This is a genomic window from Streptomyces sp. NPDC028711 (assembly GCF_055565415.1).
Genome location: NZ_JBVHUJ010000013.1, coordinates 59,181 through 85,523, shown reverse-complemented (window position 1 = coordinate 85,523; position 26,343 = coordinate 59,181). Strand labels below are relative to the sequence as shown.

At 71.8% G+C, this 26,343-nt stretch carries 23 protein-coding genes, 1 pseudogene and 1 riboswitch; of the genes and pseudogenes, 11 read left to right on the top strand and 13 right to left on the bottom strand.

Annotated features, from left to right (window positions below):
- Nucleotides 1-147: 147 nt before the first annotated feature.
- Nucleotides 148-1,443 carry an extracellular solute-binding protein gene (locus ACZ4VK_RS31765; RefSeq protein WP_468359719.1) on the bottom strand — a complete coding sequence of 432 codons (1,296 nt, stop codon included), beginning with the start codon at nt 1,441-1,443 and terminating at the stop codon, nt 148-150.
- 285 nt (nt 1,444-1,728) lie between these two features.
- Between ACZ4VK_RS31765 and ACZ4VK_RS31760 the strand changes: the two genes are divergently transcribed.
- The 4 genes from ACZ4VK_RS31760 (at nt 1,729) to ACZ4VK_RS31745 (ending at nt 4,254) form a co-directional block, all read left to right on the top strand.
- Entirely contained in the window at nt 1,729-2,493 is a 765-nt protein-coding gene (locus ACZ4VK_RS31760) for a GntR family transcriptional regulator (RefSeq protein ID WP_351853130.1), read from the top strand.
- Between the two features lie 406 nt (nt 2,494-2,899).
- Nucleotides 2,900-3,145, top strand: a complete 246-nt coding sequence (locus ACZ4VK_RS31755) for a hypothetical protein (RefSeq protein WP_468359716.1) — start codon at nt 2,900-2,902, stop codon at nt 3,143-3,145.
- 73 nt (nt 3,146-3,218) lie between these two features.
- Nucleotides 3,219-3,479, top strand: coding sequence for a hypothetical protein (locus ACZ4VK_RS31750; protein ID WP_468359713.1), 261 nt, complete (start codon nt 3,219-3,221; stop codon nt 3,477-3,479).
- A 25-nt stretch (nt 3,480-3,504) separates the two neighbouring features.
- Nucleotides 3,505-4,254, top strand: a complete 750-nt coding sequence (locus ACZ4VK_RS31745; protein WP_468359710.1) for an AfsR/SARP family transcriptional regulator — start codon at nt 3,505-3,507, stop codon at nt 4,252-4,254.
- Between the two features lie 58 nt (nt 4,255-4,312).
- On the opposite strand, the gene ACZ4VK_RS31740 is transcribed toward ACZ4VK_RS31745, so the two are convergent.
- From ACZ4VK_RS31740 to ACZ4VK_RS31710, 7 genes are read right to left on the bottom strand one after another with little or no spacing between them, the layout of a single operon-like run.
- Nucleotides 4,313-5,527 carry an endonuclease/exonuclease/phosphatase family protein gene (locus ACZ4VK_RS31740; RefSeq protein ID WP_468359707.1) on the bottom strand — a complete coding sequence of 405 codons (1,215 nt, stop codon included), beginning with the start codon at nt 5,525-5,527 and terminating at the stop codon, nt 4,313-4,315.
- Nucleotides 5,524-6,531, bottom strand: a complete 1,008-nt coding sequence (locus tag ACZ4VK_RS31735; protein ID WP_468359705.1) for a glycosyltransferase — start codon at nt 6,529-6,531, stop codon at nt 5,524-5,526. The genes ACZ4VK_RS31740 and ACZ4VK_RS31735 overlap by 4 nt, the downstream gene beginning before the upstream one ends.
- Before the next feature lie 31 nt (nt 6,532-6,562).
- Complete coding sequence (locus ACZ4VK_RS31730; RefSeq protein ID WP_468359702.1) at nt 6,563-7,459, bottom strand: UbiA prenyltransferase family protein; 897 nt, start codon at nt 7,457-7,459, stop codon at nt 6,563-6,565.
- Nucleotides 7,460-7,470: 11 nt separating this feature from the next.
- Nucleotides 7,471-8,493, bottom strand: a complete 1,023-nt coding sequence (locus ACZ4VK_RS31725; protein ID WP_468359700.1) for an NAD-dependent epimerase/dehydratase family protein — start codon at nt 8,491-8,493, stop codon at nt 7,471-7,473.
- Nucleotides 8,487-9,887, bottom strand: coding sequence for an aspartate aminotransferase family protein (locus ACZ4VK_RS31720; RefSeq protein ID WP_468359698.1), 1,401 nt, complete (start codon nt 9,885-9,887; stop codon nt 8,487-8,489). The genes ACZ4VK_RS31725 and ACZ4VK_RS31720 overlap by 7 nt, the downstream gene beginning before the upstream one ends.
- On the bottom strand, nt 9,874-10,872 hold the full coding sequence (locus ACZ4VK_RS31715; RefSeq protein WP_468359695.1) for a lysylphosphatidylglycerol synthase domain-containing protein: 999 nt from the start codon (nt 10,870-10,872) through the stop codon (nt 9,874-9,876). The genes ACZ4VK_RS31720 and ACZ4VK_RS31715 overlap by 14 nt, the downstream gene beginning before the upstream one ends.
- Nucleotides 10,869-11,912 carry a glycosyltransferase family 2 protein gene (locus ACZ4VK_RS31710; protein ID WP_468359692.1) on the bottom strand — a complete coding sequence of 348 codons (1,044 nt, stop codon included), beginning with the start codon at nt 11,910-11,912 and terminating at the stop codon, nt 10,869-10,871. The genes ACZ4VK_RS31715 and ACZ4VK_RS31710 overlap by 4 nt, the downstream gene beginning before the upstream one ends.
- A 24-nt stretch (nt 11,913-11,936) precedes the next feature.
- Here ACZ4VK_RS31710 and ACZ4VK_RS31705 point away from each other — a divergent pair.
- Nucleotides 11,937-13,148, top strand: a pseudogene (locus tag ACZ4VK_RS31705) (endonuclease/exonuclease/phosphatase family protein); the annotation flags it as partial.
- Between the two features lie 160 nt (nt 13,149-13,308).
- Here ACZ4VK_RS31705 and ACZ4VK_RS31700 read toward each other — a convergent pair.
- Nucleotides 13,309-14,241 (bottom strand): aldo/keto reductase, encoded by a 933-nt coding sequence (locus ACZ4VK_RS31700; RefSeq protein ID WP_468359690.1) that lies wholly within the window; start codon nt 14,239-14,241, stop codon nt 13,309-13,311.
- A 222-nt stretch (nt 14,242-14,463) separates the two neighbouring features.
- Between ACZ4VK_RS31700 and ACZ4VK_RS31695 the strand changes: the two genes are divergently transcribed.
- The 6 genes from ACZ4VK_RS31695 (at nt 14,464) to ACZ4VK_RS31670 (ending at nt 21,771) form a co-directional block, all read left to right on the top strand.
- Nucleotides 14,464-15,447, top strand: a complete 984-nt coding sequence (locus ACZ4VK_RS31695; protein WP_468359687.1) for a LuxR C-terminal-related transcriptional regulator — start codon at nt 14,464-14,466, stop codon at nt 15,445-15,447.
- 123 nt (nt 15,448-15,570) lie between these two features.
- The gene (locus ACZ4VK_RS31690; RefSeq protein WP_468359684.1) at nt 15,571-15,843 is read left to right on the top strand and encodes a DUF3311 domain-containing protein; all 273 of its coding nucleotides are present in this window, start codon (nt 15,571-15,573) and stop codon (nt 15,841-15,843) included.
- Nucleotides 15,840-17,471 carry a monocarboxylate uptake permease MctP gene (gene mctP, locus ACZ4VK_RS31685; RefSeq protein ID WP_468359681.1) on the top strand — a complete coding sequence of 544 codons (1,632 nt, stop codon included), beginning with the start codon at nt 15,840-15,842 and terminating at the stop codon, nt 17,469-17,471. The genes ACZ4VK_RS31690 and mctP overlap by 4 nt, the downstream gene beginning before the upstream one ends.
- Before the next feature lie 88 nt (nt 17,472-17,559).
- Entirely contained in the window at nt 17,560-18,060 is a 501-nt protein-coding gene (locus ACZ4VK_RS31680; protein WP_468359679.1) for a GNAT family N-acetyltransferase, read from the top strand.
- A gap of 12 nt (nt 18,061-18,072) precedes the next feature.
- Nucleotides 18,073-18,247: riboswitch (cobalamin riboswitch) on the top strand.
- Nucleotides 18,248-18,379: 132 nt separating this feature from the next.
- On the top strand, nt 18,380-20,755 hold the full coding sequence (locus ACZ4VK_RS31675) for a ribonucleoside-diphosphate reductase subunit alpha (RefSeq protein ID WP_468359676.1): 2,376 nt from the start codon (nt 18,380-18,382) through the stop codon (nt 20,753-20,755).
- Nucleotides 20,755-21,771, top strand: a complete 1,017-nt coding sequence (locus ACZ4VK_RS31670; RefSeq protein WP_468359673.1) for a ribonucleotide-diphosphate reductase subunit beta — start codon at nt 20,755-20,757, stop codon at nt 21,769-21,771. The genes ACZ4VK_RS31675 and ACZ4VK_RS31670 overlap by 1 nt, the downstream gene beginning before the upstream one ends.
- Before the next feature lie 63 nt (nt 21,772-21,834).
- On the opposite strand, the gene def is transcribed toward ACZ4VK_RS31670, so the two are convergent.
- The 4 genes from def to ACZ4VK_RS31650 all read right to left on the bottom strand — a co-directional run bounded on the left by def (nt 21,835) and on the right by ACZ4VK_RS31650 (nt 26,248).
- Nucleotides 21,835-22,470, bottom strand: a complete 636-nt coding sequence (gene def, locus ACZ4VK_RS31665; RefSeq protein WP_468359670.1) for a peptide deformylase — start codon at nt 22,468-22,470, stop codon at nt 21,835-21,837.
- Between the two features lie 67 nt (nt 22,471-22,537).
- Complete coding sequence (locus ACZ4VK_RS31660; protein ID WP_468359668.1) at nt 22,538-23,518, bottom strand: tetratricopeptide repeat protein; 981 nt, start codon at nt 23,516-23,518, stop codon at nt 22,538-22,540.
- A gap of 79 nt (nt 23,519-23,597) precedes the next feature.
- Nucleotides 23,598-24,857: an HD-GYP domain-containing protein gene (locus ACZ4VK_RS31655; protein WP_468359665.1), complete on the bottom strand. Its 1,260-nt coding sequence runs from the start codon at nt 24,855-24,857 to the stop codon at nt 23,598-23,600.
- A complete protein-coding gene (locus tag ACZ4VK_RS31650) occupies nt 24,854-26,248 on the bottom strand; it encodes an HD-GYP domain-containing protein (protein ID WP_468360188.1) in 1,395 nt (464 codons plus the stop codon). Before ACZ4VK_RS31650 ends, ACZ4VK_RS31655 begins: the two co-directional genes overlap by 4 nt.
- Nucleotides 26,249-26,343 lie beyond the last annotated feature (95 nt).

Sequence of the window (26,343 nt, the reverse complement as noted above, 5' to 3'; positions counted from 1 at the left end):
CGTACCCCCCCCCCCCCCCCCCCCCCCCCCCCCCCCCCCCCCCCCCCCCCCCCCCCCCCCACCCCCCCCCCCCCCCCCCCCCGCCCCCCCCCCCCCCCCCGGGGGCGCCCCCCCCCCCCCCCCCCCCCCCCACCACCGGGCTACGGATTACTGCTGGTTGAGGCGCTCGTTGATGATCTTGTCGGCCGCCTCGCCGGCCGCCTTGGCGTCCTCACCCTTGAGGACCTTGGTCATGTAGTCCTTGATCGGGTTCGGCACGGTCTCGACGTTCGCCCAACCCGGGGTCACCGGGGTGACCTTGCCGGAGGCGGACGAGATGGCCATGGCCTCGGCGAAGGAGCCCGCGGCCGGCTTGAACTGCGCGGCGTCGGAGTTGGGAAGCAGCGCGCCCTCGGTGGCGGCGGCGTACTTCGTCATGAACTCCTTGCCGGCGGCGAGGGCCAGCCACTCCTTCGCGAGGTCCTTGTTCGGGGAGCGCTCGGCGATGGCGAGGTTGGAGCCGCCGAGGAAGACGGAGCCCGGCTTGTCGGCGGTCTTGCCCGGGATCGGGAAGTAACCGAAGTCGGCGGTCTTGCCGGCCTTCTTCATGGCGTCGATCGCGCCGCCGGCCTCCCAGCCGAGACCGATCCAGGACGCCACGCCGCCCTTGGGGACGATGTCGGTGGACTGCTGCGGGGTCGCCTCGTCCTTGTCCTTCGGAGCGGTGGAGTAGGACGCCAGCTCCTTGTAGAAGTTCATGGCGGCCGCGGCCTCGGGGGAGGCCAGGTTGCCCTTCCACTTCTCGCCGTCCTTGACCGCGAGGTCGCTGCCCTCGTCCCAGATGAGGCCGGCGAGGACGTACCAGGACTGACCCGGCAGGTAGATCGCCTGCGACTTGGGGTCGGAGGCCTTGAGCTTCTTCAGGCCCGCGATCCACTCGGCGCGGGTCTTCGGCGGGGTGACACCGGCCTTCTTGAAGGCGGCCTTGTCGTAGACGACGACGCGGTTGGCGGCGTACCACGGGGCGGAGTAGAGCTTGCCGTCCAGCTCGCTGGAGGCGACCATGCCCTTGTTCCAGCCGTCGTAGCCGAGCTTGGCCTTGTCACCCGTCAGGTCGGCGAGGCCGCCGGTGACCGCGTAGCCGGCGGTCTGGGTGTTGCCGAGCTCGAGGACGTCCGGCGGGGTGTCCTCGGAGAGGGCGGTGGTGACCTTCTCCTGGATGCCGTTCCAGATCTGCTTCTCGACCTTGACCTTGACGCCGGGGTGCTTGGCCTCGAACGCCTTGTTCACCTCGGCCATCCACGGGTCCGGAGCGGATCCGTCCATGACCCAGACGGTCAGGGTCTTGTCGCCCCCGGCCGACGCCTTGGCGCCGTCCTTGCCCTTGTCGCTCTCGGAACCGCACGCAGCGATAGAGACCATCATGCCTGCGACGCCGATCGCCGCGATGAGCTTGCGCTTCACGCCACCCTCCTCAGGGATGCCTGCAACCCCTGCCCACCGCGCGAAGACATACCTCAGGTAGTGCTCGTGGGGCTGGGACCTGGTCTTTAATGGTTTAGACCAGTACCCGGAGCTTGGCCTAGACCTTTAGGGGTGTCAAGGGTGTATAAGAAGGGCAGTCGCGTCCGTTATCGGACCGACACCTGAGGGAGGGCGACGACCCGTGACCGGTCCGTGCCACCATGTGAGCCGCTACAGACGGAGGAGCCGGTGACGGCAGCAGCACAGGAGTCGGGAAGGCAGGCCATGGCCACGGACGCGGGCAGCACGGAGACAGAGGGCGGGGCACCCACCCGCACCGCGCGCGTGCCCAAGTACTACCGACTGAAGCGGCATTTGCTCGACATGACGGAGACCCTGCCGCCCGGCACACCGGTCCCGCCGGAGCGGACGCTCGCCGCCGAGTTCGACACCTCGCGCACCACCGTGCGCCAGGCCCTGCAGGAGCTGGTCGTCGAGGGCCGCCTCGAGCGCATCCAGGGCAAGGGCACGTTCGTGGCCAAGCCCAAGGTCTCGCAGGCCCTGCAGCTCACCTCCTACACGGAGGACATGCGCGCCCAGGGTCTGGAACCCACCTCGCAGCTCCTCGACATCGGGTACGTCACCGCCGACGACACCCTCGCCGGGCTGCTCGACATCTCGGCCGGCGGCCGGGTGCTCCGCATCGAGCGCCTGCGGCTCGCGAGCGGCGAGCCGATGGCGATCGAGACCACCCACCTGTCGGCGAAGCGCTTCCCCGCGCTGCGCCGCTCGCTGGTCAAGTACACCTCGCTGTACACCGCGCTCGCCGAGGTCTACGACGTGCACCTCGCCGAGGCCGAGGAGACCATCGAGACCTCCCTCGCCACCCCGCGCGAGGCCGGTCTGCTCGGTACGGACGTCGGTCTGCCGATGCTGATGCTCTCCCGCCACTCCGTCGACGCCCAGGGCGAGCCGGTCGAGTGGGTTCGGTCCGTCTACCGCGGCGACCGGTACAAGTTCGTGGCGCGCCTCAAGCGCCCCAACGGCTGAGCGGACGGTCCGCACGCCGGACCGCAGCGGGACGAGGGGGGTCGCCGAAGGATCGGCGGCCCCCCTCGTCCGTGTTCCAGGGGCCCAGGCACCTCGACCCCCGGCCCCCTCGTCCGTGTTCCACGGGCCCACGCGCCTCGGCCCCCCCTTGTCCCGCGTTCCACGACTCCACGCGCCCCGGCACCTTGTGCACGGCAGCAACGTGACAGCACCCGCGAACCCGCTGGTGAGCCCGGCTCCCGGCGGTGGCCCCCGGGGTGGCGCCTAACGACCGGGCGGTTGCTGCCAGTGGCCGGCCGCTGACAGCACCTCCTCGTTCGAGCATGCTGGAACGTGTCGAAAGGGCCCCGCCAAGGGCAATCGGCACATTCCACCGAATCCCGAACTCGCCAGAGGTGTCTCCGTCATGCGCTCTTCCGCCCGCCGTCTCGTCCTCGCCGCCGCCCCGCTCGCCGTCCTCGGCGCGATCCTCGCCACCGCCGGACCGTCCGCCGGCGCCGCCGCGGGACCGGACGCCACGCCGCCGGCGCGGGTCCTCGCCACCGCCCCGGTCACCTACGCGGCCACCGACCCGGTCTCCGACCCGGCGGCCGCGCCGACGGTGGCGCCCACTCCGTCCGCCGACTCCACCGACGGCTTCTCGTGGGGCTGACCGTCCCGCTCCGCACCCCACGAGACCGCCCTCTCTCCCCGCAGGACCCGCCATCTTCCTCATCGGCATCTCGATGTCCGCGTCCGCCGCGGCGGACAGCGGACACCCCACCCCCAGCGGCGTCCTCGCGGCGCTTTACCGGTCCGTCGAGCCGACGGACCCCGTCGAGACCGCTCGTGCGCTGGTCACGGACCACTCCGTCCGGGTCGCGCTGTGCCTCGACTGCCCCGACGAACTCGAGGCGGTCGGACGCGCGCTGGGCATCTGCCTCCGCATGCTGGGGCGCACTCCCGCACTCGACGGCTACGGCATCGCCGACTGCAGACTCCTGTGAACCCTCCCGAACGGGGAATTCAGCCGTGTTCGTCCATATCCTGGGCCCCCTCCGCGCCACCGTCGACGACCGCCCGGTGCCCCTCGGCGGCCGACGGACCCAGACCGTCCTGGCCGCCCTCGCGCTGGAGGTCGACTGGGCCGTCTCCGTCGAAGGCCTCGTCGAAACCGTCTGGGGCCCCCACCCCCCTGCCAGTGCCCGCACCCAGATCCGCATCTGTGTCTCCACCCTGCGCCGCGCCTTCGCCGCCGCCGGTGCCCCCGAGCTCATCGAGACCCATTCGTACGGCTACCGGCTGCGCCTCGGGCCCCACGACCTGGACGCCGCGGTGTTCGAGACCGGCGTGGAGCGCGCACGGGTCCTGGCCGGGAGCGGCCGCCGGGCCGAGGCCGTCCTGGAACTGCGCAACGCGCTCGCCCTGTGGAACGGCCCCGCGCTCGCCGGGCAGTCCAGCCGGGCCCTGGATCCCGGTATCCGGCGCCTCGAGGAACTGCGGATCCGGGCGATCGAGGAACGGCTCGGTCTCGAACTGGACCTCGGCCGGCACGAGGACGTCATCGGCGAGCTGATGGCCCTGACGGCGACGTACCCCTTCCGGGAGCAGCTGCACGCCCAGCTGATGCTGGCCCTGCACCGCGCCGGCCGGACGGCCGAGGCGCTGGCGGCGTACCGGCGCGTGCGGCTGACCCTCGTCGAGGAGCTGGGGATCGAGCCCGGCCCGAAGCTCGGCGCCCTGGAGCGGTCGATCCTGCTCGGCGAGTGCCTCTCCGCCTGACCGCTCGCCGCGCCCCCGGACGCCCGTCCCTCCGCCCGAAGCGTCTCCGCGCCGCCGCTCATACGGTGATCCGCAGCTCCTGGAGCCGGTGCTCGGACACGCCGTCGGTCGGCAGGAACCGGTAGCGGTGCACGCGGGTGGCGCCCTTGGTGAAGGCCCAGTCCATCCGGAAGAACGGCAGGTCCTGGTTGAAGACGTTGTCCCCGAACTCCCCCAGGGCCGCGAACTTCCAGCTCAGCGGCAGGAAGTCCTGGTTCGCGCGGGTGGCGTCCTCGGCCACCCCGCGCACGCCGTCGAGGGAGCGCATGGAGTCGGTGGCGTTGAAGTCGCCGGCGATCAGCACCGGGTGGGGATTGGCGGCCACGTCGCGCTCCAGGCCGCGGAACTCCTCCTGCCGCCAGGCGTGCTTGCGGCGCAGGTACGGGTCGTGGTCGAAGTCCGAGAGGAGGTTCAGGTTGTCGAGCGCCAGCGGCACGGTGATGTGCACGTTGTACGCGCTCAGCACCCGGCCGCGGACCGCGAGGTCGGTGCGGAGCACCTTCTCCCGCGCGAACTCCTGCCCGAAGTCGGGCTTCCTGCCGTACGTGAGCCGTGGTCCGGGCCCCACGGGCGTCTGGGACAGGATCGGGAAGCGGGAGATCGTGAGCAGCTCGCTGCGGCGGGCGATGTGGTATCCGGGGAACTGGCGGCGCAGTTCGGCGTCGTCGTCGAGCCTCCAGTAGCCGTCCTCGCCGAGACCGGGGGTCCAGCCCACGTGTTCCTGGAGGAGGTAGACGTCGGCGTCGCGGGCGTGGAGGAGGGCGAACAGCCGGTCGGTGCTGGTCGCCATGGCCCAGTACTGGGTGTTGAGCGAGACCACCCGCAGGGCGTCCGGTGGCACGGGGCCCGGATCGCGCCAGAGCGCGGGCCAGTTGAAGCCGGAGCCGGTGGTCAGGGCGAGCGCGAGGGCAAGGCCCGAGACGCCGGCGGCGAGCCGTCGGCGGCGTCCGCAGGCGGCGGCGCCGGCCACCAGGAGGACCAGCGGGATGCCGGTCAGGAACAGGGGCGGTGCGACGTCCAGGATGAGGGACCAGTGCCACCGGCCGCTCACCAGCCACCGGACCACGGCGTACAGCAGCCAGAGGACGGCGAGGCCGAGGACGGTCCGGCCGTACCAGAGGCGGATTCGGCGAGCGGCCCGGCGGCCGCGGCCGGCCGGCCCTTCGCCGGCCGGGGCATGCGGGGTGGCCAGAGCCCCGGCCACGGGCGCGGGCGCGGCCTGTGCGGTGGTCATGCGAGGCTCCCCCGCGGCTCGTACATCCGTCGGAAGCGCGCGCTCGCCGCGTACTGCGCAAGGCCGGCCGCGAGACCGGCCATGACGGCGGTGTTCACGAGCGCCTGGGCGCCGGTGAAGAAGGCCCCGAAGAGCAGCCCCCGTTCACGGAGCACGAAGCGGTACTGCCCCAGGTCCGCGAGGACCGACCCGGTGAGCGCGGCCAGCGAGACCGCGAACCCGGCCGGGTGCAGCGGGCCGAACGGCAGGGCCGCGACGGCGAGGCCGCCCAGGGCGGAGGCAACGGCCCGGCCCCCGGTCTCCATGCCCTGCATGGCCCGGCCCCGGTCGAAGTAGAAGGGCACCCGGAGGCGGCTGCGGACGAACGCCTTGCGCAGCAGGGGCCGCATCCGGTTCTCGTCGGAGAGCCGGCCCCTGATCCGGGACGTGAGGAGCATGGGCCACCGGGCGGCGAGGCGTTCCGCGTGGTCGATCTCCTCGGTCTGCCGCAGCGCCGTGTTGAACCATCCTGCTTCCATGAAGGCGGACCTGCGGACCGCTCCGAGGGCGTAGAAGCCGCCGCTGACGAGGCCTTCGGCGCTCTTGCGCCAGTAGTGGTACTGGAGGATGCGGTACTGGCCGACCGGGCCCTCCTCGAACAGCGGCTCCTTGTCGGGTATGCCGAACACCGCGCCGTACGTGGGGTTCTCTTCGAAGAGCGCGACGGCCTGCGCGACCGCCTCCGGGTGCATGGTCAGGTCGGCGTCGAGGAAGAAGACGATCTCGCCTTTGGAGCGGCGGACGCCCTCGTTGCGGGAGGCGCCGGGTCCTCCGTTCTCCCGGACGCGGACGAGCTCGACCGGGTGGCCGGCGGCGATCTCGGCGCAGCCGTCGGTGCTGGCGTCGTCGACGACGATCACTTCGATGTGGGGGTACGTCTGCTCGCGTACGGACCGCAGGCAGAGGTCGATGGTGGGCCGGTCGTTGTACATCGGGACGACGACCGACACGAGGGGTGCGGACATGGGATTCCTCGGTGGTGGTGGAGGGGGTGGGTCAGGTGGCGAGGTGCGGGACGAGGAGCGCGCCCCAGACGGCGGAGTTGACGACCATCACCCGGTCGCGCATCAGGGTCTTGACGGGCTCTCCCCCGCCGCCGTCGACGATCACGATCTGGAGGTAGCGGAAGAGGGCGAAGAGCGCGCAGACCACGGTGAGCAGGGCGTACTGCCCGAAGCCCGATTCGGTGCGCAGATAGAGCAGGTACCCGAACAGGGTCAGGGCCGAGCAGAGGACCAGGACCAGGTCGAGGAAGTGGGCCGAGTAGCCGACGAGCGCCGGCCGGTGCCCGGTGCCGGAGACGCTCAGCTCATGGCGCCGCTTGCCGAGGATCAGGACCAGGCAGGACGTGAGCACCGTGAGCACCAGCCACATCTCGACCGGGCGGTGGGCGGCTTCGTAACCGCCGAGGAGGCGGAGCACGAAGCCGGTGGCGACGACGAAGACGTCCAGGAGCGGAAGGTGCTTGAGCTTCCAGCTGTACGCGCCGTTCACGGCCAGGTACAGCAGGACGATCAGGGTCGAACCGCCTCCCAGGGCGAACAGGGCGGGGGCGAGCAGGGCGCCGAGCACGAGGGCCGTGGTGGCGGCGGAGGCCATGCTCATCCGCCCCGAGGCGAGCGGACGGTGGCGCTTGACGGGGTGCCGCCTGTCCCGCTCCACGTCGGCGATGTCGTTCAGGACGTAGACGAGGGACGAGGCGAGGATGAAGGCGCCCAGGGCGAGGGCGACCCGGGCCAGGGTCGTGGCGTCGACGCCGCCGCCGAGCAGCGCCAGGGGCACCACGAGCAGGTTCTTGGGCCACTGGCCGGGTCTGAGCAGGGCGATCGGCGCGGGCAGCCGCCCTGGCCGTACCGGCGCCGGGGCACTGGTGTGTCCGGTGAGCTGGGTCATGGCACGGCCTCTCAGAAGAAGATCTTCGCGGTGGACAGCAGGCCCTGGCTCCACGGGTCACGGCTCGTGCGGCCGGTGGCCCCCGCCTTCGGGGCGGTGTGGCGGGCGGTGCGCCACCACGCGTAGGTGCGCAGGACGGCTTCCGCGTTCGACAGGCGCGGGGTGAAGCCGAGTTGTGCCTTCGCCTTGTCGATGCTGACGTAGGAGTCGTCCATCAGCTTGTGGAGCAGTCGGCCGTAGACCGGCGAGAGCTTGGCCCGCTGGAGGACGTTGAGCAGGGTCAGGGCGGGGCGGGCGGGCAGTCCGATGACCCGCTTGCCGTGGCCGGCGGCGTCGAGGACCGCCTGGAAGTCCTCCCGGAGGGTGCCGAACTCGGCCGCCGCGAGGTTGTAGGTGTCGTTCGCGACGTCGTCGGGTGCGGTGAGGACGGTGACGACGGCGTCGACGAGGTCGTCGACGGCGAACATCTGGATCCGTACGTCGCCCTTGCCGAGGACGGGGAAGTTGCGTCCCTCCTCGGCCCATTCGAAGAGCATCGAGAACAGGCCCATGCGGCCGGGGCCGACGAAGGTCTTGGGGCGGAGGATGGGGACGCACATGCCCTCGGCGCGGTACCGCTCGGCTATCTCCTCGGCCGAGGCCTTGGCGCGGCTGTAGCAGTCGACCGGCTCGCGGGGGTACTCCTCGGGCGTGGGCACGATCGTGGGCAGGCCGTAGACGGCGGTCGAGGAGATGTGCACGACGCGGGGGGTGCCGGCGGCGCTCGCCGCTTCGAAGACGTTCCGGGTGCCGCCGATGATGATGGAGCGGATCTGCTCGTCGGGGTAGCTGGGCAGGGCGGCCGCCGCGTGGACGAGGACGTCGGCGCCGTCGAGGGCCCGGTCCATGAGCTCGCGGTCGCGGATGTCGCCGGTCAGTACGACGCCGGGTCCTGGCCTGAGGTCGACGCCGCGTACTTCGTGGCCCTCGGAGAGGAGCCGTTCGGCCAGGCGGGAGCCGAGCATGCCGGCCGCGCCGGTGATCGTGATCACCACTGGGAGCTCACCTTCTGCTTGATGAATCGGGCCACGAGGCCGGTCAGACCGCGGCCGAGGACGTCGTCGAGGGCGTCGATCGCGCGCTCGGCCTCCTCGGGTTCGGTGACCAGGGAGGGGCCGATGATGAGGGGGTTGTCGCCGTTGAGCGTGTAGTACGTGAAGATGCCGTGGTCCTCGTAGAGCGCGTTGATCACCGCGCAGGTCACGAGCTTGGTCTTGAACCGGGGGTCGCGGGCCATCCCGCCGGGTGCGAGCTTCGCGACCAGGTCGAGGATGCGGGGGCCGCCCTCGATGAAGACGCCCCAGAGGGCTCCGGCGCCGGCCACCCGGCCGATCTCGTCGGGATACCTCTCGGCGAGCCGTTCCAGGCCGGGTTCGAGTACGGCTCCGAGGGCACGGGCCCGCGCCGGGTAGTCGTCCTCCACCGCGATGTTGACGGCTTCGAGGGCGGTGGCGCATTCCTCGCCGAAGCCGTAGTAGGTGGTGGAGGTGGAGTTCATCAGCGAGTCGCCGAGGTTGTCGTACGCCTTGCGGAAGATCGGCTCGCGGGCGACGAAGGCGGAGATGGACGACTTCCCGCCACCGAAGGACTTGGAGGTGGTGAGCACGTCGGGGATCAGGCCCGGGTAGCGCATGAAGTGGAAGAGGCTGCCGGTCTTGCCCCAGCCCGTGTAGATCTCGTCGAAGATCAGCACGATCTTCTCGCGGTCGCAGATCTCGCGCAGACCGCGCAGGAACTCCTCCGAGCACCACTGGATGGTGGAGGCGCTGAAGGGCTCGATGAGAAGGGCGTAGACGTCGCCCCGGTGGGCGGCGACGACCCTGCGGACGGAGTCGAGGTCTCCGTACCGGAAGGTGTCCACGCCGGGGATGGTGGGGAAGCCGAACTGGGCCTGGCCGGTCAGACCGCCCGAGCCGAGGAGCTTGCCGTGGAAGGCGCAGTCCGCGCGCAGCACGGTGTTCCGCTTGCCGCTGTGGTACTTGTACGCGAGTTTCACCGCGCCCTCGACGGCCTCGGCGCCCGAGTTCGGCAGGAACGCCATGTTCAGGTCGCCGGGCAGGACTTCGGCCAGGTTGTGGCCGAGGGCGGCGAGGTAGGGCGAGAAGTAGGTCTTGTGCACCTCCATGCGCCGGTCGCGGGCGAAGCGCTCCCGGGCGGCGAGGATGCGGGGGTGGTTGTGGCCGTGGTTGAGGACGCCGACGCCTCCGGTCAGGTCGAGGATCCGCCGGCCGTCGTCGAGGGTGAGGTAGGCGCCCTCGGCGCTGCGGACGAGCTCGCGTCCGAAGCCGAACGAGGTCATGAGGGAGACCTGGCTCTTGTTCACGTAACGGCGGTAGAGGTCGTGGACCTCGTCGACCTGGAACTTCTCGGCGTCGTCAAGGGTGTACACGGGCTTGGTCTCCCATCGGGGCGGTGGTGTGGGTGATCGGGGCGGCGCGGCGAGAGGCTGAGGCTGTACTCGCTCCCGCGGAAGCGGCCTGTCGGGCCGACCTGGTCCGTGACCAGGCCAGGACGACGGTGGAGCTGGCGAGTTCGGCGACGACGCACACCAGTCGGCTGGCGATCGCGGCGGCGGCTGCCAGGCCGCCGGGCAGGACGGTGGAGAGGGCGGCGGTGAGGGTCAGCTCGCGCACGCCCCAGCCGTCGGGGACGATCAGCGCCAGGCTGCTGATCGCGGTGGCCAGGGCGAAACCGCCGACCGCCGCGCCGAGCCCCGCCAAGGGCGGTGCTCCGACGGCCAGGAGCAGGAACCACAGGTGGAGTCCCGAGGCGGTCCAGGAGGCGAGGGCGAGCAGCACGGCCTTGCGGACCGCGCGGTCCGGCGGGGGGACGACCGGCCGCTTCACCAGCCGGGCGACGGCGGTGACGGGCCGGGTGATCAGCGCGGGCCTGACGACGCCGGCGAGGAAGAGGAGCGCGGGCGGGCAGAGCCACATCCAGTGGCCGGGCAGCGCGGCGGGGGCCGCGACGAGGCCGACGGCGGCACCGGTGAGCAGGGTCAGGGCGAGGCTCAGCACATAGGCGGAGGTCATCTGGGCACCGGGGACACCGGCCTCCCGGCCGTGCGCCACATGGGTGATGACCCCCCAGACCCGGCCGGGCACGTACTTGCTGAGCTGGCCCAGGAAGTAGATCTTCGCCGCGCGCAGGCCGCGGATGGGGTGGTCGCCGGGGATGAGCACGCGCCAGGCGTGCACGGCGAGGACCAGGCCGGTGACGTTGGCGAGGACCGAGGCGGCGATCAGGGGGACGGCGTCGGCGTGGGCGAACGCCTCCACCACCTTGGGGCCTTCTCCCCGCAGGAGGAGGTAGACCCCGATCAGGGCGGCCACCACGACGACCGGGGTGAGGAGTCTGCGCAGCCACACGGTCATCGCGCCGCCGCCCGTTCGGGGGTGCGCCGGTCACCGGTGCGGGGCCGGGCGGAGGTGAGCGCGCGGAGTGCGCCCCGCGCGGCGCCGGCGAGGAGCGCCGCGTGGTTGGCGAGGTGGACTCCGGCGAAGAAGGGGACGAAGGAGACACCCTTGCGGCGGGCCGCGAAGCCGAGCAGACCGAGGTTGGCCAGGCAGAAGGTGAGCAGTCCGGCCACCGGCAGGGCCCCGAGGAGGGGTACGGCCGGGGGCGGGGCGGACAGGAGGAGCGCGAGGAACGGCAGCGGCAGGGAGCCGAGGCAGAGGGCCGCGGCGAGGACGGACGCGGGACTGTTGGCCGTCAGGTTGCTCCGCCCGCCGGCGCGGGCGGAGAGCAGGGCGGGCACGAGCAGGAGGGCCCGGCGGTACGTCTCCGAGAGCAGCGGGACGAGCCGGTGCTCCTCGTCGTGGCGCGCCATCACCCGTTCGGTGAGGACGATCCGGTAGTGCGGCGCGAGCCGGTCGCTGAACTCCAGGTCCTCCGAGTCGCGCAGCCGCTCGTCGAAGCCGCCGAGGCGGTCGAAGACCGTGCGCGGCACGGCGGCCTGGGCGAAGAACGCGGTCTCCACCACTCCGGCACCCCGGGCTCGCCACCAGTACGCGTGCAGCGTCTTGTACCACTCGACGGGTCCGTCGTCGAAGAGCGGCTCGGGCGCGATGACACCGTGCACACAGCCGCAGGAGGGGTCGTCGCGCAGGATCTCGAGGGCGTTGGCGACCGAGTCCGGGGTGAGCGCCTCGTCGGAGTCGAGGAAGAACAGGACGTCGCCGGTGGCGGCGGCGATGCCCGCGTTCCTGGCGGCGGAGACACCGCGGTTGCCCTCGCCGCCGATCAGGACGCACGGGTGGGTCCGGGCGATCTCGGCGGTCCGGTCGGTGCTGCCGTCGTCGACGACGATGACCTCGTGGACGGGGTGGGTCTGGGCGAGGACGGATCTCAGACAGGCGTCCAGGGTGCGTGCGGAGTTGTAGGCCGGTATGACGACCGACACGGTTTGCGTCATGGGAGGAGCACACCGGGTCCGCGTATGGAACGGATATCGATCACGTATCGCGGGTTCTCGCAGGGCGAGACGGTGAACGGAGCCGGGAAAAAAGGGAGTTGGACGCTGCTAGCGTCCCCGGTCGTGAACCTTCCCCTGAGCCCCGGCGCCCCTGCCGAGACCCCCGACCGCGCCCCCGGGTCCGCCCCGGCGGAGCCCGTACGCACCCCGGACCGGCCACCGCGCGGGATGCCCCGCGCCACCCGGCTCCTGGTCGGCGCGACGGTGGCCTGGGCGCTCTTCGTCGCCCTCGGGCAGCTCCTCAGCGGACGGTGGTGGCTGTGGCTGCTGCCGGATCTGGTGCCGCCGCCGGCCTTCGTCGCGGTGCCCGTCGTCCTGTCCGGCCTGGCATACGCCGTCACCCGCGGGCGCGCCCGGCGGTGGCTGCTCCCGGCCCTCGCGGTGCTCCTGGTGGCGGGGGCCGGGAGGGCGGGGCTCCACTGGGGGGCGCTGGTCCCCGGCGGCGGCCCCGGCCCTGCCCCCGCGCACGCGCTCAAGGTCTTCTCGTGGAACACGCTCTACTGGGACACGACCGACGACCCGGACGCGTTCCACCGCTTCCTGCGGTCCAAGGACGCCGATGTCTACCTGCTCCAGGAACATCTGGGCTGGGAGGACGGCACGCCCCGGAAGATCGACCGGCTCGACCGGCTGCGGGCGGAGTTCCCCGGCTACCACCTCGTGGCGCGGGGGGAACTGGTCACCCTCTCGCGCCATCCGGTCGTGGCCGCTCCCCCGGTCGGTCCCGGCCGGGCGCCGGCGGGCTCCGCGTCCTGGCGGGAGCGGTTCGAGTGGAACAAGGTGCTGCGCACCGACGTGGACGTGGCCGGCACGGTGGTGTCGTTCTACAACGTGCACGTCCCGGTGCAGCTGGACATCGAGCGCAGCTGGCTGAGTCCCGGCTTCTACGGAGTGGTCCGCGACACCGATCCCGTACGCAAGGAGCACTACGCGGCGCTGCTGAGCGACGCCCGCGCGAATCCGCATCCGCTCCTGATCTCGGGGGACTTCAACACGACCCCGGCGATGGGTGATCTGGAGGGGCTGCGGGAGGCGTTCCGGGACGCGCTGCCGGCCTCGTCGTCCTTCCTGCCGGGCACCTGGGGCATCGGCGGCCTTCCGCTGTGGCGGCTGGACTGGACGTTCACGGACGAGGGCCTGCGGGTGCACCGGTACGCACTGGTCTCCGCAGCGGGCCTCTCCGACCACAGGGGGCAGGAGCTGCTGGTCTCGCCGACGGAGGGAGGGGGGCCGGGGACGGGGGCTGGGGCCGGGAGCCAAAAAGCCGACCCCGGACCACCCCAGACCGGCCCCGGACCGACCCGGGACCCGCCCGCGGCCCGCCGCCCCGGCTCCCTCAGGCCCCCGCCTCGTCCAGCCGTCGCCGCTGGTCGGGGTCGAGGGTCAGGGCGAGCGCGCCCATGGCCTCTTCCACCTGCTCGACCCGGCTCGCCCCGACGACGGGCAGCACGGACGGTTCGCCGTCGAGGAGCCAGGCGAGCACCACCTGGTTGACGGTGGCGCCGAGTTCTCCGGCGACCTCGTGCAGCGCCGCGAGCCGCGGGGCGGTGCCGGGGTGGTCGTAGGCGTCGGGGAGTCCGACCTCGGGGCGGGTGTAGCCGCCGGAGAGCAGCGCGCTGTAGGCCCAGAGCGTCAGATCGCCCTCGCTGCGCGTGTAGTCGAGGAGTTCCCGGGTGACGTGGACGTGCGCCGTGGAGGGGAGGGCCTTGTCGAAGCGGGGCTGGAGGTAGGAGTGGCGGTACTGGAGGTGGGTGAAGCGCGGGCGGTCGCCGGCGAGGGCGCGGGCGCGCTCGACCCGCCAGACGGCGTGGTTGCTGACGCCGAGTTCGCCCGCCTTGCCCTCGTCGACGAGGTCGGCGAGGGTCTCGACGGTCTCGGCGAGCGGCACCGCGCGGTCCTCCACGTGGGCCCAGAAGACGTCGACCCGGTCGACGCCGAGCCGGCGCAGGCTGTCGTCGAGGGCGTTCCTGACCGCCTTCTCGGAGAGCCCCTCGACCTCGGCGGCTCCGGGGGCGGCGGGCCGGGCGCCGCACTTGGTGGAGAGGACGAGGCCGTCGCGGTTGCCGCGCGCGGCGAGCCAGCGGCCGAGGGTCGCCTCGCTCTCGTCGCCCGTACCGCCCTCGACCCAGTACGCGTAGTTGTTCGCGGTGTCGATCACGGTGCCGCCGAGTTCGGTGAACCGGTCGAGCACGGCGAACGAGGTGGCCTCGTCGACCGACGTGCCGAACGGCAGGGCGCCGAGTGCGAGGGTGCGCTGGGGGATCGCCATGGATACAGTCCTCCTCGAAGTTGCTTGGACTAGACCATCTTGGATCAAGGAACTCCGTTCGCGCAGGGGATCGGCCGGACAGGAACCGGCCGAACACCGGGGATTGCCAAGCGAGTTCGATTGGTCTAGTCCTGAAGCCGACCGCGGCCTACCATCGCAGAAGCCTCACGGTCAGGCACGCACGGTGAACGCCACGATGGGACTATTCGGGGGGAAGACGCCTTGCTCGAGGCGCTGGGGATAGAGAAGTCCGCGGAGACCGTCTACCGGCTCATGCTCGAACACCCCGACGACGGGGTGGCGGACATGGCCCGCCGGCTCGACTGGTCGGAGCAACAGGTCCGCGAAGCCCTGGGCCGGCTCACGGAGGCGCGGCTCGTCTCCATGGAGGACGGATCGGGGGAGGCCCTCCCGTTCGACCCCGAGGTCGGCTTCTCCTTCCTCCTCTCCCGGGCCGAGGCCGAGCTGAGCCGGCGGCGGCGCGAGGTCGAGCGCGCCGAGCGGGCGGTGGCCGACATCCTCGCCACGTACACCGACCGGAGCGACGGCGCGCCGCGGCACGACGTGGTGCACCGCGTCGTGGGCCTCGACAACGTCCGCGAACGCCTTGAGGACCTGGCCGCGAGCGCCCGCACCGAGTGCCTCTCGCTCCTGCCGGGTGGGGCGCAGCTCCCCGACACGATGGACGCGAGCCAGCCGCTCGACCAGCTCGCCCTGGAACGCGGTGTGCGGATCCGGTCGATCTACCAGGAGAGCTTCCGCAACGACCCGCCGACCGTCGACTACGTCCGCTGGTACTGCGAACTCGGCGGCGAGGCACGGACCGTACCCGTGGTCCCCATGCTCATGGTGATCGTCGACCGCGAGGCCGCGCTCGTCCCGGTCGACCCGGAGGACGGGCGCGCCGGCGCCCTCGAAGTCCGCAGCCCCGGCCTCGTCCACGCGCTCATGGTGCTCTTCGACCGCCTGTGGGACACCGGGACCCCGTTCGGCGAGACCCCCCGCCGCGACGAGCACGACCTCTCCCCGCAGGAACGGGAGTTGCTCATGCTGCTCGGCATCGGCTGCACGGACGACATCGCCGCCCGCCGCCTCGGGATCTCCCTGCGGACCGTGCGCCGGATGAGCTCGGAGCTGATGAACCGGCTCGGCGCGCGCAGCCGTTTCGAGGCGGGCGTACGGGCCACCAAGGAAGGCTGGCTCTGACCGCGCGGCCGGGAGCGGTCCCACGAGTCACTTCCGTTATACGGACAGGGGTTCCATGGAGCGGAGCCGTCCCCTAGATTTCCCCACCATTACGAGGTGATCAGCGAGGGGACGGGAATCGCCATGCCAGACGCGTCAGACACGCCGGAAGCGACACAAGGGAAACAACCCACCATCACACCCATGCGGGTGGTGATCGGACTCTGTCTGTTCGCCCCGTTCGTGGCGATGCTCTGGGTGAGTTCGTACGCGAAGACGGAACCGTTCCTCGCCGGCATCCCGTTCTTCTACTGGTACCAGATGCTCTGGGTGCTGATCTCCACCGTGCTCACCATGGTCGCCTACCAGCTGTGGAAGATCGACCAGCGCGCCCGCAAGGGAGGTGACGCGCGATGAAGGACGTCACCGGTGTGAACGGCGTCGCGCTCGCCGTCTTCATCTTCTTCTTCCTGGCCGTCACGGTCATGGGCTTCCTCGCCTCGCGCTGGCGCAAGGCCGAGAACGAGAACAGCCTCGACGAATGGGGCCTGGGCGGCCGGTCGTTCGGCACCTGGGTCACCTGGTTCCTGCTCGGCGGCGACCTCTACACCGCGTACACCTTCGTCGCCGTCCCGGCGGCCATCTACGCGGCGGGCGCGGCCGGCTTCTTCGCCGTGCCGTACACGATCCTGGTCTACCCGCTGATCTTCACCTTCCTGCCGCGCCTCTGGTCGGTCTCGCACAAGCACGGATACGTCACCACCTCCGACTTCGTGCGCGGCCGCTTCGGCTCCAAGGGCCTCTCGCTCGCGGTGGCGGTCACCGGCATCCTCGCCACCATGCCGTACATCGCGCTCCAGCTCGTCGGCATCCAGGCCGTCCTGGACGTGATGGGCGTCGGCGGCGGCGAGACCACCCACTGGTTCATCAAGGACCTGCCGCTGCTCATCGCCTTCGGCGTCCTCGCGGCGTACACGTACTCCTCGGGCCTGCGCGCGCCCGCGCTCATCGCCTTCGTCAAGGACACCCTGATCTACATCGTCATCGCGGTGGCGATCATCTACATCCCGATCAAGCTGGGCGGCTTCGACGAGATCTTCGCCAAGGCGGGCGAGGCGTACGCGCAGACCAACCCGGCCACCGACAAGCCGCGCGGCTCGCTCGTCCCCGGCGAGGCCGGCCAGTGGACGTACGCGACCCTCGCCCTCGGCTCGGCGCTCGCGCTCTTCATGTACCCGCACTCCATCACGGCGACCCTGTCGTCCCGGAGCCGCGAGGTCATCCGCCGCAACACCACGATCCTGCCGCTGTACTCCCTGATGCTGGGCCTGCTCGCGCTGCTCGGCTTCATGGCGATCGCCGCCGGCATCCAGGTGAAGAACGGCCAGCTCGCCATCCCGCAGCTCTTCGAGACGATGTTCCCCGACTGGTTCGCGGGCGTCGCGTTCGCCGCGATCGGCATCGGCGCGCTCGTCCCGGCCGCGATCATGTCGATCGCCGCGGCCAACCTCTTCACCCGCAACATCTACAAGGACTTCATCAAGAAGGACGCGACCCCGGCGCAGGAGACCAAGGTCTCCAAGATCGTCTCGCTCCTGGTGAAGGTGGGCGCGCTCGCCTTCGTCCTCACCATGGACAAGACCGTCGCGATCAACTTCCAGCTGCTCGGCGGCATCTGGATCCTGCAGACCTTCCCGGCCCTCGTCGGCGGTCTCTTCACCCGCTGGTTCCACCGCTGGGCGCTGCTCGCCGGCTGGGCCGTCGGCATGGTCTACGGCACGGTCGCCGCGTACGGCGTCGCCAGCCCGACCCAGAAGCACTTCGGCGGCTCCTCCGCCGAGATCCCGGGCATCGGCGAGATCGGCTACATCGGCCTCACCGCCTTCGTCCTGAACCTCGTCGTCACGGTCGTCCTCACCTTCGTCCTCAAGGCCGTCAAGGCTCCCGAGGGCATCGACGAGACCTCCCCGTCCGACTACACGGCGGACGCCGGTGACGCCGGCGTGCGGACCGAGCTCCCGAAGGTCGGCGCCGAGACGCACTGACCCTCCCGTACGGCCGCGCGCGGCGGGCCCGGGATCTCCACCAGGAGACCCCGGGCTCTTCGCGTCCCCGGCGAGGCACACTTTCCTCATGGACTTCACGATCAGGGCGGTACGGCCCGAGGAGTACGAGACCCTCGGCGAACTCACCGCGGGCACCTATCTGAACGACGGACTGCTGAAGTACGGGGCGCAGGACTTCTACCTGGAGGTGCTCCGGGACACCGCACGGCGGGCCCGCGAGAGCGAGGTGCTCGTCGCCGAGGACGCCGAGGGACGCCTTCTCGGCGGGGTGACCTTCGCCACCGGCAACACCCCCTGGGCGGACATCGCGGTCGACGGCGAGGCCGAGTTCCGGATGCTCGCCGTCACCCGGGAGGCCCGCGGCCGGGGCGTCGGAGAGGCCCTCGTACAGGCCTGCGTCGACCGCGCGCGGGCCCTCCCGGGGTGCCGGCGGCTCGTGCTCTCCACGGACGCCACGATGGTCGCCGCGCACCGGATCTACGACCGCCTCGGCTTCGTCCGCACCCCCCACCGGGACTGGGAACCGATCCCCGACCACTCGCTGCGCACCTACGCCTTGGAGTTCTGAGCCGAGGGCGACACACAACATGTGGGGGGTGCCGCGAGCGGCGCCCCCCACATGTATGCTCATGCTCGCTGTCGACGCAGGGGAATCCGGCGCGAATCCGGAACTGTCCCGCAACGGTGTGCTTCCTACGGATACGACCCGTCCGTACGAGGTGAGTCCGAGCACCTGCCGCAGCGCACCCGGTCCGACCGTTCCGGGTGCCACTGACGTCCGGGCCTCGCGGAGTGGGCCGGTGGAAGCGTCGCGTCCGGCGTTACGGACGCCCGCGTGCCCGCCTTCCCCCGCCGCGGCCCCGAGCCGAGCGAGGGAGAGCCCCCACGTGACCATCGCGCCCGCCGATCCGGCTTCCGCCGAGGTTTCCGCGGTCGAGAGCGACGGACCCGGGACCGTACTGCTGCGGACCCTGACCGACCTCACCGCCGATCTCCCCGACACCGACCCCGGCAAGGTCGCCGCCGCCGCACTCCGCGGCCGCAGCGCCGCGTCGGACGAGGCGGAGCTGCGCGAGCTGGCCACCGAGGCGGCCGCGGGCCTGATCGCGGAGGACCCGGCGTACTCCCGGCTCGCCGCCCGGCTCCTGACGGTCACCATCGCCGACGAGGCGGCCGGCCAGGGCGCGGTCTCCTTCTCCGCCTCCGTCGCCACCGGGCACCGCGAGGGCCTGATCGCCGACCGCACCGCCGCGTTCGTCGCCCTGCACGCGGCCCGGCTCGACGCGACCGTGGACACGGCCGCCGACGACCGCTTCGGCTACTTCGGCCTGCGCACCCTCTACTCCCGCTACCTGCTGCGCCACCCGATCACCCGCAAGGTCATCGAGAGCCCGCAGCACTTCATGCTGCGCGTCGCCTGCGGTCTCGCCGAGGACGAATCGGTCCGCGCGCTCGACGAAGTGACCGCGCTGTACGGCCTGATGAGCCGCCTGGACTACCTCCCGTCCTCCCCCACGCTCTTCAACTCCGGCACCCGCCACCCGCAGATGTCCTCCTGCTACCTCCTGGACTCCCCGCAGGACGAGCTGGACTCCATCTACGACCGCTACCACCAGGTGGCGCGCCTCTCCAAGCACGCGGGCGGCATCGGCCTCTCGTACTCCCGCATCAGGGCCCGCGGTTCGCTGATCCGCGGCACCAACGGGCACTCCAACGGCATCGTGCCGTTCCTGAAGACCCTCGACGCCTCCGTCGCCGCCGTGAACCAGGGCGGCCGCCGCAAGGGCGCCGCCGCCGTCTACCTGGAGACGTGGCACGCGGACATCGAGGAGTTCCTGGAGCTCCGCGACAACACCGGCGAGGACCAGCGCCGTACGCACAACCTGAACCTGGCGCACTGGATCCCGGACGAGTTCATGCGCCGGGTCAACGCCGACGCCGACTGGTCGTTGTTCTCCCCGGCGGACGTGCCCGAGCTTGTCGACCTGTGGGGCGAGGAGTTCGACGCCGCCTACCACAAGGCCGAGGCCGCGGGCCTGGCCCGCAAGACGATGCCGGCCCGCGACCTGTACGGCCGCATGATGCGGACCCTGGCCCAGACCGGCAACGGCTGGATGACGTTCAAGGACGCCTCCAACCGGACGGCCAACCAGACCGCCGAACCCGGCACCGTCGTCCACTCCTCGAACCTCTGCACCGAGATCATCGAGGTCACGAACGACGGCGAGACGGCGGTCTGCAACCTCGGCTCGGTCAACCTGGGCGCGTTCGTCGTGGGCTCGGACATCGACTGGGAGCGCCTCGACGCGACCGTCCGCACGGCCGTCACCTTCCTCGACCGGGTCGTCGACATCAACTTCTACCCGACCGAGCAGGCGGGCCGCTCCAACGCCCGCTGGCGGCCGGTGGGCCTGGGCGCGATGGGCCTCCAGGACGTCTTCTTCCAGCTGAAGCTGCCGTTCGACTCGGCGGAGGCCCGCGCCCTGTCGACGCGGATCGCCGAGCGCATCATGCTGGCGGCCTACGAGGCGTCGGCCGACCTCGCCGAGCGCAACGGCCCGCTGCCGGCCTGGGACAAGACCCGCACGGCCCGCGGCGTCCTGCACCCCGACCACTACGACGTCGAGCTGAACTGGCCGGAGCGGTGGGCGGCACTGCGCGCCCGCATCGCGTCGACCGGCATGCGCAACAGCCTCCTCCTCGCCATCGCCCCGACCGCGACGATCGCCTCGATCGCCGGTGTGTACGAGTGCATCGAGCCGCAGGTCTCCAACCTGTTCAAGCGCGAGACGCTGTCGGGCGAGTTCCTCCAGGTCAACTCGTACCTGGTGGACGAGCTGAAGAGGCTCGGCGTGTGGGACGCCCAGACCCGCGAGGCGCTGCGCGACGCCAACGGCTCGGTGGCCGGCTTCACCTGGGTCCCCGCCGAGGTGCGCGAGCTGTACCGGACGGCGTGGGAGATCCCGCAGCGCGGCCTGATCGACATGGCCGCCGCCCGTACGCCGTTCCTCGACCAGAGCCAGTCCCTGAACCTGTTCCTCGAGACGCCGACGATCGGCAAGCTGTCGTCGATGTACGCGTACGCCTGGAAACAGGGCCTGAAGACGACGTACTACCTGCGCTCCCGCCCGGCGACCCGGATCGCCCGCGCGGCCCAGGCGTCGGCCGTGGCCGCGCCGATCCCCGTACAGCAGGCGACCCCCGACGCGGACGCCCTCGCCTGCTCCCTCGAAAACCCCGAGTCCTGCGAGGCCTGCCAGTAATGAGCACCAGTGAGAACAAGAACCTCCTCGACCCGGGCTTCGAGCTGACCCTCCGTCCGATGCGCTACCCGGACTTCTACGAGCGCTACCGGGACGCCATCAAGAACACCTGGACCGTGGAGGAGGTCGACCTCCACTCGGACGTCGCCGACCTCGCCAAGCTCACCCCCGGTGAGCAGCACATGATCGGCCGCCTTGTCGCGTTCTTCGCGACGGGCGACTCGATCGTGTCGAACAACCTGGTCCTGACGCTCTACAAGCACATCAACTCCCCGGAGGCGCGCCTGTACCTGTCGCGCCAGCTGTTCGAGGAGGCCGTGCACGTCCAGTTCTATCTGACGCTGCTCGACACGTACCTGCCCGACCCGGACGACCGCGCGGCGGCGTTCGACGCGGTCGAGGAGATCCCCTCGATCCGCGAGAAGGCGCAGTTCTGCTTCAAGTGGATCAACGAGGTCGAGAAGCTGGACCGCCTGGAGACCCAGGCCGACCGCCGCCGCTTCCTCCTGAACCTGATCTGCTTCGCCGCGTGCATCGAGGGCCTGTTCTTCTACGGCGCCTTCGCCTACGTCTACTGGTTCCGCTCCCGCGGCCTGCTGCACGGTCTCGCGACCGGCACCAACTGGGTCTTCCGGGACGAGACGATGCACATGAACTTCGCCTTCGAGGTCGTGGACACCGTCCGCAAGGAGGAGCCGGAGCTCTTCGACGACGCGCTTCAGGAGCAGGTCACCGACATGCTGAGGGAGGCCGTCGAGGCGGAGCTGCAGTTCGGCCGTGACCTGTGCGGCGACGGCCTGCCGGGCATGAACACCGAGTCGATGCGCGAGTACCTCCAGTGCGTCGCCGACCAGCGCCTCCAGCGCCTCGGCTTCGCCCCGGTGTACGGCTCGGCGAACCCGTTCGCGTTCATGGAGCTCCAGGGCGTCCAGGAGCTCACCAACTTCTTCGAGCGCCGCCCGTCCGCCTACCAGGTGGCGGTCGAGGGCTCGGTGGACCTGGACGAGGACTTCTAGTCCGTACGGCGAAGGGCCCCGCACTCCTCGGAGTGCGGGGCCCTTCGGCATGCGTACCGGAGATCAGGCGTTCGGCACCGTCTCGTAGCGGGGGGTGCCCTCTTCCATCTGGCGGAGGGCGTCCTTGCGGTCGCGCTTGGAGAGGCGGTCGATGTACAGGTAGCCGTACAGGTGGTCCGTCTCGTGCTGGAGGCAGCGGGCGAAGTAGCCGGTGCCGCGCACCTTGATCGGGTTGCCCTGGGCGTCCTGGCCGTGGACCTCCGCGTAGTCGGGGCGGGCCAGCTCGGCGTAGGCGGTCGGCACCGAGAGGCAGCCCTCGTTGGACTCGTCCAGGACGCGGAGCTCCGCCGGGAGCTCCTGGAGGACCGGGTTGACGACGACGCCGGTGTGCCGGACGCCCTCGTCGTCGGGGCAGTCGTAGACGAAGACCTTGAGGTCCACGCCGATCTGGTTGGCGGCCAGGCCCACGCCCTCGGCGGCCTTCTGGCTGGCGAACATGTCGTCGATCAGGGACGCGAGCTCGTCGTCGAACTCGGTGACGTCCTTGCACTCCTTGTGGAGCACCGGGTTGCCGACGACGGTGATGGGGCGCGCCGTGCCACGCTCGCGGTACGCGAGCTCACGCGCCTCGCAGTCCTCCGTGTCCACGACGAAGCCGTCGTTGATCTGCGTCTGCTCGTCCGTCTCCTGCTGCGCCATGTCCGGCCGCGCCCTTCTGAAAACCCGATTCCGTCGGAGGACAGCCTACGGGCCCGTGACAGGAGCCTCAGCAGACCTCTTCGAGATCCCTCCACTCGCGGCTGTCGGGGCTGTCCGCCACCCAGCCGTCGAGGAGGCCGCGCACCAGGCCCGCCGGGGCGGCGAGGCCGCACTCGCGCTCGGGCACCCACAGCTCGCCCGGCGAGCGGTGGCCGAGCGGCCCGGGGTGTCCCGGTTCGCTGTGGTCGTGGGGGTCGGAGTGCTCGCCCTCGCCCTCGGCGCTGGGCATGGTCGACTCGGAGCAGGCGCGGCAGAGCAGCCGCACGGAGGACGACCAGTCCTCGGCGGCGAAGCCCGCCTCCGCGGCGAGCTGCTCCAGGGCGTCCCGGTCGGCCTCGGTGGCCGCTTCCAGGAGGACCACCCAGGTGGGGACGGGTGAGGGCGCCCAGAGCTCGATCTCGTCGAAAACCGGGTAGGAGGGGCCCGCGGCGGTGGTCCGCTCGCCGTTCGGCACGCCGTCGTGGAGGACGACCTCGCCCCAGCGGCGTCCGGAGGACGGCAGCGGGATGGAGAGGACCTCGATGCGGGCGGGGTCGAGCCTGCGGCCCCACACGACCTCGGCCTCGCCCTCGGGCGAGAGCCGGACGGCGGCGCTGCCCAGCTCCATCCCGGCGGGCTCGCCGGTGCCCGAGGCGGCGCCGGGCACCTTGAGGCCGTAGGCCTGCCAGGCGCGGCGGGCCAGCGGCCAGTCCTGGAGCGCGGTGGCGGCGATCCCGACGTTCCACCAGTCGGGGGCGCCGGTCTCCTTGTCGAGCAGCGCGACCGCGCGGAGCCCGGCGGCCCGCGCCTGCTCCCAGTCGTGCCGGAACTTGTGCAGCAGCGCCAGGTTGAACCAGGACTCCGAGAGCCAGGGCTCCAGATCCGCCGCGCGCGTCAGCAGCGTCCCCGCGTCCTCGTACCGGCCGTCGCCGATCAGCGTGAACGCGCGGTCGGTGGCCTGCCGCCACGAGGCGGAGGGCCGATGCCGTACCTTCCCGAAGATCTTCACGATTCCCGCCTGCCGGTCGCTTCACCCTCTTGTTCGCATCCAACCATGCCCGGTCGGACGCGCGCTTATTACCCATGGGTTACCCAGTGGCGACGGAGGTCACCCCAGCCGCTCCGCCCCGTGCCAGGACTCTGGCCAGGCATTCGACGACATCCGGGTGATAGTCGCGGGCGGTGCCGAGCCTGAGCCGCTCCAGGGCGTCGAGGGCGGCGCCCGCGCTCTCGCCGCCCGCGAGGTCGTCGTAGGCGTTCACGGCCCGGACGATGCGGGCGGGCAGCGGCTGCTCGCGGTACGGATCGGCCTGCCGCTCCACGATGACGGCGACGGCGGCGGGGACGCCGGTCCTGCGCACGACCTCGCCGCCGAGCAGCGCGATCCGGCGCTGCTCGTCCGCCGGGAGGAGGGCGGTGGCGCCGTCGGCGACCGGGTCGACGAGGGAGAGCTGTCCGATGTCGTGCATGAGCGCCGCGTGTTCGAGGACGGTCAGCTCGGCCCCGGAGAGGCCGAGATCGCGTCCGACGGCGGCGCTGAGGGCGGCGACCCGGCGGGCGTGGCCGGGCGGGGTGCAGCCGGCGATCTCGGTGGCGCGGGCGAGGGAGGCGATGGTCTGCCGGTTGACGGTGCGGACGGCCGCGTACCGCCGGAAGGAGACCTGGGTGAGGAGCAGCGGTACGGCGAGCACGGGCAGCGCCCAGAGCCCGGCGGCGGCCACGCCGAGCGCCATGACGGCGCCGGTGGCGCAGACGGCGGAGCCGATGCCGAGGAGGGCCCGCAGTTCGTCGCGGAGGAGGGGGCCGTACGGGAAGCCGGTGCGGGCGCGGAGCAGGAGCGAGGCGAGCACGGCGTCGCAGAGGGCGGTCAGGACGAGCAGGAGCACGAGGAAGAGGGCGTACGGCGGGCCGTGGCCGAGGTGGTCGACGACGGCTCCGGCGTTGTAGAGGGGCTGGAAGCAGAGCGCGGTGAAGCCGACGGTGAGGACGCGGCGGGCGAGGTGGTCGAGGCCGGGACCACGGCCCCTGGCGATGTGGGGGACGATCCCGGCGAGCCCCGCGGCGACGACGACGGCGACGATCTGGAGGACGCCGTGGGTGGTGGCGGTGCCGGCGCTGGCTCCGAGGAGGGCGTAGGCGAGGGCTCCGGCGGCGCCGAGCGGGGCGGGTTCCCGTTCGTCGGGGGCGGCACCCCAGCGGGCGAGCTCGCCGAGGAGGACGACGGTGCCGAAGGCGAGGGCGTTGCCGGGTTCGGCGACGCCGTACCAGAGGGTGGAGCCGAAGCCGGCGAGGCTGAGCAGCAGGGCGGCTCCGTGGACGGCGCCGACGGTGACGGCCCCGGGCCTCATGCGCGCTCCTTCGACCGGGCGGGCAGGGCGGCGGGGTCCGCTGCGCGCGGCGTGGGGAGCTGGTCCGGCCGCTGGGGTGTCCCGGTCGTCTCGTCGGCGGTGACGGCGGGCTGCCAGCCGTGCCGTTCGAGGGCGCGGACCAGCGCGCCGACCATCCGGGGGTCGAAGTGGGTGCCGGCGCACCGCTCCAGCTCGGCGACGGCGGTCGGCACGGGCCGGGCGCGGCTGTAGGAGCGGGTGGAGGTCATGGCGTCGAAGGCGTCGGCGACGGCAACGACCCGGGCGCACTCGGGGATGTCGTCGCCGTGCAGCCCGTACGGGTAGCCGCTGCCGTCCATGCGTTCGTGGTGGTGGAGGATCGCGTCCCGTGCCTCGCCGAGGAAGCCGATGCCCCGGACCATCTCGTGGCCGTACTCGGGGTGGAGTTCGATGATCCGGCGTTCCTCCGGGGTGAGCGGTCCGTCCTTGCGGAGGACCCGGGTGGGGACGCCCAGTTTGCCGACGTCGTGGAGGATGCCGGCGAACCGTACGACGTCGAGTCTGTCGTCGGTCATGCCCAGCTCACGGGCGATCAGGACGGAGGCGTGGCCGACGCGTTCGCTGTGGCCGCGGGTGTAGCGGTCCTTGATGTCGACGGCCTGGACGAGCGCGCGGATGGTGGCCTGGTGGGCGGCCCGTTCGCGGTGGTACTGGGCGAAGACCCAGCAGGAGATGTACATGGGGAGGAGCACGAAGAGCGCCGAGACCGGTCCGTAGGTGCTGCGCCAGAGGACGGCCATCATGAGTCCGGCGAGCCCGTGGACGGCGTGCGGGGCGAGTGCCCGGCCGAGCAGGCCGCGCCAGGCGGCGCGGGGCGGGAGTCCGTCGGCGGTGGCCCGGATGCCGCCGTCGAGTGCGGTCAGGGCCAGGCAGAAGGTGAGCGCGGCGGCGCCCGCGGGGAGCAGCGCGTAGGGGAAGTCGGGGGCGTCGGGGCCGTGTCCGAGGGCGTCGGCGGAGTTCAGGGCCGCGGCGGCGTGGGCGGCGGCCCAGAGGGCGAGGGCGGTGGCGGCTGCCCGCCAGGCGCGGCGGGGTGCGGCCGGGGGTTCGTCGACGCGGGCGAGGAGGCTGCCGGGCAGGGCGGTGAGCGCGGCGGCGGCGGGCGGCAGGAGCAGGGCGGCGGCGAGGAGTACGGGGAAGAAGGAGCCGGTGCCCATGGGGAGGGCGCCGCCGAGGGCGCGGCCCAGGAGCGGGCAGCCGGCGGGCAGTTCGCAGAGCGCGTACAGGGCGGCGAGGAGGGCGACCGTGACCCAGGGGGTGGACGCGCCGGGGTGCAGGGCGGGCAGGACGCAGGCCCCGGCGCCGAGCAGAGCGCAGCCGATGTACACGCGGGCAGCTCGCGGAATGACCTTCACGCCCATCACGCCCGCCACGCTAGCGAGTGGGGCGTCCGGGGGCGGCGCTGTGGCGCTGATTCGCACCATCGGGTGATACAAGCTGACTTACGGCC